The sequence below is a fragment of the Phenylobacterium sp. genome (genome assembly GCF_044371015.1).
Lineage (GTDB): Bacteria > Pseudomonadota > Alphaproteobacteria > Caulobacterales > Caulobacteraceae > Phenylobacterium.
Genome location: NZ_JBILUK010000178.1, coordinates 1 through 6,582, shown reverse-complemented (window position 1 = coordinate 6,582; position 6,582 = coordinate 1). Strand labels below are relative to the sequence as shown.

Here is a 6,582-nt window from a genome sequence, read left to right as displayed (position 1 = left end):
AGGCCTCGCAGGCTTCGGAGCAGCAACGTGGCCTCTCCGGCGACTGGGGTCAGTCGATCTCGATACAGATCCCTCAGACCGGGGTCTCACTGGCGCAGATAAACGCCTGGCTGCGCGAGACGCTGGGCCGCCAGAGCCACGTCAGCGGCGAGGTGATGGCATCGCCCGCCGGAACCCTGACCCTTGTCGCCCGCAGCGGCTCGCGTGGCTTGGCACCGCTGACCGGCCAGGAAGCCGAGATGACAATCCTGATCCAACGGACGGCGGAGGCGGTTTACGCTCGCGAGCAGCCCCGGAGTTATGGGTCCTACCTCTGGCGGCAGGCCAGGCGGGACGAGCACACCATATGGCACAGGTCGCGACTGTCCGCGCCTCTCGCCCAGGATAAGGCGCTTGCCTACTTTGGTCTGGCGAATGCTGCATCACGCATCGAGGGTGATCTCGCACGGCGCGGGCTCCTCGAAAAGTCAATTGCGGCTGACCCCACGTACGGGATGGCCGTCTTCGCGCTGAGTGCCGTTGCGTCCAATTTCGGCCTTTCTGAGACCGAGCATCGCCTCGACCGACGCACGCTCGAGCTTGTGCGGGCGGACACCAACAACTCGCCCGAATTCAAGCGACAGCAGATTGCAGACGCTCAGCGCCTTCTTGCTGGGGAGAAGGGCGATTGGATGGAGGCCCGGTCCCAGGCCCAGGCCAACATGGGCAAGGTTCTTCTTGGCGTCGGAACCCTCAGCAACTTTGCTGCCCTTAATGTATCAAGTTCCAATGCCGCGCTGCATGATCTTCGTCAGGCGCAGGCGGACCTGGCCGGCTTTGAGCCGGTCACACCCGACGCCGAGCGCCAAATCCGGCGAGCCGTCTTGCGTTTACGGATCAGCGCCCAGGATTGGCCTGGCGTCGTCACGGCGGCGGACGCCGTACTGGCCGACCAGGAGCAGCTTCCGGACAAGGGCGTCCATCGCCCGATCCCCCGCGCGCAGAAGGCCGTGGCGCTGGCGCATCTGGGCCGGGTCGCCGAGGCCGAAGCCCTGATCGGCGGCACACCGCTAGACTGCCAGCCCTGCGTCATGGCGCGGGGTGAGATTGCCGCCCTGGCCGGACAGCCGGCGCTGGCCGACCACTGGTTCGGAGAAGCGGTGAAGATGGCCCCCTCGCTGCCGATGGCATCCACGGCCTGGGGCCGGGTGCTGCTGGACCGGGGCCAGACCGACCGGGCCATCGCCCAGTTCAAGCTCGCCAACACCCGGGGACCGCACTTCGCCGACCCGCTGTCCTGGTGGGGCGAGGCGCTGCTGCGCAAGGGTGAGACCAAGGCCGCCCTCAAGAAGTTCAGGGAAGCCGACAAATACGCACCGAAGTGGGGCCGCAACCACCTGCTGTGGGGCGACGCTCTGGCCAAGCTGGGCAAGGCCGACGAGGCCCGCGACCAGTGGCGCGCCGCGGCGGGCATGGACCTGTCGACTACGGATCGGGCGCGGGTCACGGCGTTACTCCAAAAGCGGACTACCTGAGCTTCCGCTTCGGGTCGGCAGCGGTCCTTAGCTCCAAGCCCGCAAGCGGACGCGACGAGGGTCGGCAACGAGTCATAAGCCGTAGCGGTCGCTCACCCGACACACTCTAGACAGCACCGCATCCGTGGATTGCCTAGCCGCCGAAACGCCTTGACTCCACTCTCGCTTTGTGTTCTCTCTTTGTTCGTGTTTGACGCCCCCGCCCCTGACGCGGTCCCGAGCCCCCAATCACCGGGTCAAGAGGACGCCGCCCGCCGCAAGGCCTGGCTCGTGGAGCTGGCCGCCATCGGCATGGAGATGGCTCGAAAGACCAAGGCCGACTTCGACGCGGCCGAGACCCCCGCGGAGCGTCGCGAGGCCATGGGTGAGTTTCCCGCTGCGGCCCGGCTGGTCCAGCGCGCCATCTTCCTCGAAGCCAAGCTGGAGCGGGATGACCGCATGGAGGCCCGTCTGGTCGCCCAGGACGCGGCGATCGCCGCCCGCGAGGCGGTCTCCCGTCGCAAGGCCCGCGCGGGGATCGTGGTCGAGCGCCTGATCGAGGTCGCCCACCCCAAGAGCCCCGTCCAGAAGTACGACGCCCTCAAGCGTCTGCGCTGGCGGCTCGACGATGACTTCCTCGAGCCCGACTTCGCCGACCGGCCCTTCGACGAAGTGATCCGCATCCTCTGCAAGAGCGTCGGCCTCCCCAGTCCGCCCGCCATCGGCGACGACGCCGACCTCTGGGCGATCAACCTCCGACGGGAAGACGCGTCGCCCCCGCGCGCCGCTGAACCGCAGCCGAAAAACGACATCGACGATGATGACGACGACGACGACGGCCTCGATCCCCTCGGCCGACGGCCGCCCGTCACCAGCTCGGCCTAGGTTTCCGGCGAGGGCGCCTCTGCTCCACCGAGACAAGAGCGAACCACGGATTTGCCGGATAGACACGGATGGCGTCGCAGATGCCCGCCCGATCCGTGTTCATCCGTGTCCATCCGTGGTCGATGAACACCCCCTCCCCTCATCCGACCCCGGTTCAAGTCCGGCGCCACCTTCTCCCGCAAGGGGGAGAGGATGCTGACCCGCGCCCTTTCGTGACCTTTCGTGTTTTTCGTGGCCCCCTATGCTGCGCGCCAGGGGAGAGACTTAAGCATGCGGTTCAGCTTCTTCGGCGCGGTCCTGGCCGCCGTCGTCCTCGCAACCCCGGCCGCGGCCCAGCCGCCCGCCCCGCGCCCCAACATCGTGGTCATCGTCGTCGACGACGCGGCCCTGATGGATTTCGGCGCCTTCGGCGGCGAGGCCCGCACCCCCCACATCGATGCGCTGGCCCGGCGCGGCGCCATGCTCACCGGCTATCGCACCTCGCCGCTCTGCTCGCCCTCGCGCGCCATGCTGCTGACCGGCGTCGACAGCCATCGCGCCGGCGTCGCCACCATCGAGGAGGTGCTGCCGCCCTCCCAGCGGAACAAGCCCGGCTATGGCCTCTCCCTCGAACCCGGCGTGCTGACCGTGGCCGAGCGTCTGCGCCGCACCGGCTATCGCACCCTGATGGCCGGCAAGTGGCACCTGGGGCACGAACCCCGCGCCCTGCCCTCGGCCCAGGGCTTCGACCGCTCGCTGGCGCTCGACGCCTCGGGCGCCGACAACTGGGCGGCCAAGTCCTACATGCCCTACTACCGGACCGCGCCCTGGTTCGAAGACGGGCGGCCGGTCGATCTCCCCGGGCGCTTCTATTCCTCCGACCTGCTGGTCGACCGGCTGACCCGCTACATCGACGAAGGCCCGCCGGGTCAGAAGCCCTGGTTCGCCTATCTGGCGTTCCAGGCGGTGCACATTCCGGTGCAGGCGCCCAAGGCCTATTCCGACCGCTACCGGGGCCGTTTCGACGGCGGCTGGGCCGCCCTGCGCGCGGCGCGGGCCGAGCGGGCGCGGGCTCTGGGGATCATCCCGGCGGACGCCCCGGTGGCGCCGCTGGCCGCCGACCTCCGCCGCTGGGAGGCGCTGAGCGCCGAGGAGCGCGCCATCTACGCCCGCACCATGGAAGTCTATTCCGGCATGCTGGAGTCGATGGACGCCGCCATCGGCCGGCTGATCGCCCATGTCGACAGGCGCGGCGAGCTCGCCAACACCCTGTTCGTCGTCACCTCCGACAACGGGCCCGAGCCGTCCGACCCGGTCCACGCCACCGGCATGTCGCTGTGGATGGCGATGAACGGCTATTCCTGGCGCCTGCAGGGGCTGGGCGAGCCCGGCAGCCTGGCCTTCATCGGCCGCGAGTGGGCCAGCGCGCTTTCCGCCCCCAGCCAGCACTACAAGTTCTTCGCCGCCGAGGGCGGGGTGCGCGCGCCGCTGGTGATCTCCGGCCCCGGCGTGGCCGCCGGCGCGCGGCTTCCCGCGCTCAGCTTCGTCACCGACATCACCCCCACCCTGCTGGAGTCCGCCGGCGCCCCGCCGGTGCTGAAGGGCGCCAAGGCGCTCGACGGGCGCAGCCTGCGGCCCATGCTGGCGGGCGAGACCCCGGCGATCCACGGCCCGGACCATCCCATCGGCCTGGAGGTCTCGGGCAACGCCGCGCTCTACCGGGGCGACCACAAGATCGTGCGCGACATGGCCCCGCTCGGCGACGGCCGCTGGCGGCTCTACAATCTGGCCGTCGACCCCGGCGAGACGCGCGACCTCTCGGCCGCCGAGCCCGAGCGGCTCCAGGCCATGCTGGCCGACTACAAGGCCTACGAGGCCCGGGTCGGCGTCGCGCCCCTGCCGCCCGGCTACACTATGCAGAAGCAGCTGGTGGGCAATGCGCTCACCCGCCAGCTCGGCTTCGCCCGGGGCGGCCTGATCGCCGCCGGCCTGGCGCTGGTCGCCGCCGTCGCATTCTTCATCTGGCGGCGTCGTCGCCGTCGGCAAGGTCGGCTGTGATGCACAACCCCCCTCCAACACCGTCATGGCCCGGCTTGTCCGGGCCATCCATGCCCGCCCCTGAGCGCCGAGCCCAATGGGTGGCCCGGACAAGCCGGGCCATGACGGCGGATAGGGTGAGTGGTCGCCGCCGTCGCCTCAGCCGTTCGGGAGGTCCGGAATCGTGAACGGCGCCGCCGCGCCGTAGGCCTCGGCCGCCGCCAGGACCAGGGCATCGCGGCCATGAGCAGCGACGATCTGCAGGCCGATCGGCAGGCCCTCGGCGCTCAGGCCGCAGGGAACCGAGATCGCCGGGTGGCGGGTCAGGTTGAACACCGCCGTGCAGGCCCACTGGTAGTTGGGCTGGCCGTCCGGCCCCAGCGGCGCCATCCGCCCGATTTCGAAGGGAACCACCGCCAGGGTCGGCGAGATCACCAGATCGTAGTCGGCCAGCACCAGGTTCCAGGCGTGGCTGATGTCCCGCCGCTCCACCTGGGCGTCGACCAGGGTCTGCAGGCTGAGGCCCGCGCCCATCCGGGCGTTGTTGAGCAGGGCCGGGTCGAACTCGCCGTGGCGGTCCTCGGGATAGACCTGCAGCAGCCGCTGCAGCGCCGAGTTCCAGTGCACCTGCCAGGCCATGCCGGCCCGGCCGTTGTTGTAGGGCGGGGTGATCGTCTCGACCTTGGCGCCCAGCGCCTCGAACACCTTCACCGCCGCGTCGAACCGCGCGGCGACGTCGGGGTCCACATGGTGCTCGCCGAAGCGGGCGAGGACGCCGACCTTCAGGCCCTTCACGCCCTGGCCCAGGGCGGCGACGTAGTCCACGCCGTCGTCGCTGAGCGCGCCGGGGTCGCGGGCGTCGAAGCGCGCCAGGGCGTTCATCATCAGGGCGCAGTCCCGCGCCGTCCGGGTCATCGGCCCGGTGTTGGCGAGGTCGCCGTGCATCGAGGCCGGCCAGGCCGGGATCCGCCCGAAGGTCGCCTTCAGGCCCACCAGCCCGGTGGCGCTGGCCGGGATGCGGATGCTGCCGCCGCCGTCGGTGCCGATCGCCAGCGGGCCCAGTCCCGCCGCCACCGCCGCCCCGGCCCCGCCGGACGAGCCGCCGGGGATGCGGTCCAGCTTCCAGGGGTTGCGGGTCACCCCGTTGAGCGGCGAGTCCGTCACGCCCTTGAAGCCGTACTCCGGGCTGGTCGACTGGGCGAAGATCACCGCGCCGCCTTCCCGCAGCCGCGCCGTGACCGTCGAGTCCTCCTTCGCCGGGGACTTGTCGGTGAGCTGGCTGGCCATGGTGTGCGGCCAGCCCGCCACCCGCACCAGCTCCTTGATCGAGACCGGAACCCCGTCGATCCCCGAAGCCGGCGCGCCCTTGGCCCACCGCGCCTCCGACGCCTTGGCCTGGGCCCGCGCGCCGTCCGCATCGATCAGGCGCAGCGCGTTGATGACGGGGTTCACCCGCTCAGCCCGCGCCAGGATCGCGTCCAGCGCCTCCACCGGCGAGGCGGCCTTGGTGCGATAGAGCTCGGTAAGCTCGGCGGCGGTGGCCTGGGTCAGGTCGGTCGGCGGCATGGGCGTCTCCTTGTTCCGGCTACGCTCTCAGACCGGCGCGAAGACCGCAACGCCTCAGATCAGCGTCACCAGCCCGATCACCGCGCCGGTCATGGCGCTGGCGAGGTTGCCGGCGATCCAGGACTTGAACCCGAGCCCCGCCACCTCGGCGCGCCGCGAGGGCGCCAGCGTGCCGATGGTCGAGACCAGCAGGCCGATGCTGGCCAGGTTGGCGAAGCCGCACAGCGCATAGATCACGATCAGCTTGGCCCGCGGGTCCAGCGCCTCGGCCGGCAGCCGCGACATGTCGAGATAGGCCACATACTCGTTCAGGATCGCCTTGGTCCCCATCAGCGCCCCGGCCGTCGGCGCCTGATCCAGCGGCACGCCCAGCGTCCACATCAGCGGTGCGAACACCCAGCCCAGGATCCGCCGCAGCGTGAGCGCCTCGCCCGCCACGTCAGGCGCCAGCGCCAGCCCCATGTCGGCCAGCGCCACCAGGGCGAAGATCGCTATGATCACCCCGATCACCGCGAACATCAGCTGCACGCCTTCCATGGCGCCGCGCACCACCGCATCCAGCGCGCCATCGTAGCGGAGGGAGGTCTCGTCGAGCCGCGCCTCGGTCCGGCCATCGTCGGGC

Annotated in this window: 5 protein-coding genes; 3 read left to right on the top strand and 2 right to left on the bottom strand. The window is 70.6% G+C overall.

Features of this window, described 5'->3' with window-relative positions; translation table 11 throughout:
* The 3 genes from ACIQ3R_RS13455 to ACIQ3R_RS13445 all read left to right on the top strand — a co-directional run.
* The coding region (locus tag ACIQ3R_RS13455; RefSeq protein ID WP_397419327.1) for a hypothetical protein at positions 1 to 1,514 on the top strand (1,514 nt) is incomplete at its 5' end.
* Positions 1,515 to 1,784: 270 nt separating this feature from the next.
* Positions 1,785 to 2,378 (top strand): hypothetical protein, encoded by a 594-nt coding sequence (locus tag ACIQ3R_RS13450; protein WP_397419325.1) that lies wholly within the window; start codon positions 1,785 to 1,787, stop codon positions 2,376 to 2,378.
* Positions 2,379 to 2,648: 270 nt separating this feature from the next.
* A complete protein-coding gene (locus ACIQ3R_RS13445) occupies positions 2,649 to 4,415 on the top strand; it encodes an arylsulfatase (RefSeq protein ID WP_397419323.1) in 1,767 nt (588 codons plus the stop codon).
* A 138-nt stretch (positions 4,416 to 4,553) separates the two neighbouring features.
* On the opposite strand, the gene ACIQ3R_RS13440 is transcribed toward ACIQ3R_RS13445, so the two are convergent.
* Together ACIQ3R_RS13440 and ACIQ3R_RS13435 are read right to left on the bottom strand one after the other, a co-directional pair.
* Positions 4,554 to 5,960: an amidase gene (locus ACIQ3R_RS13440; RefSeq protein ID WP_397419321.1), complete on the bottom strand. Its 1,407-nt coding sequence runs from the start codon at positions 5,958 to 5,960 to the stop codon at positions 4,554 to 4,556.
* 54 nt (positions 5,961 to 6,014) lie between these two features.
* Positions 6,015 to 6,582, bottom strand: a 568-nt coding sequence (locus ACIQ3R_RS13435) for a nucleoside transporter C-terminal domain-containing protein (protein WP_397419319.1), incomplete at its 5' end; no start/stop codon positions are given.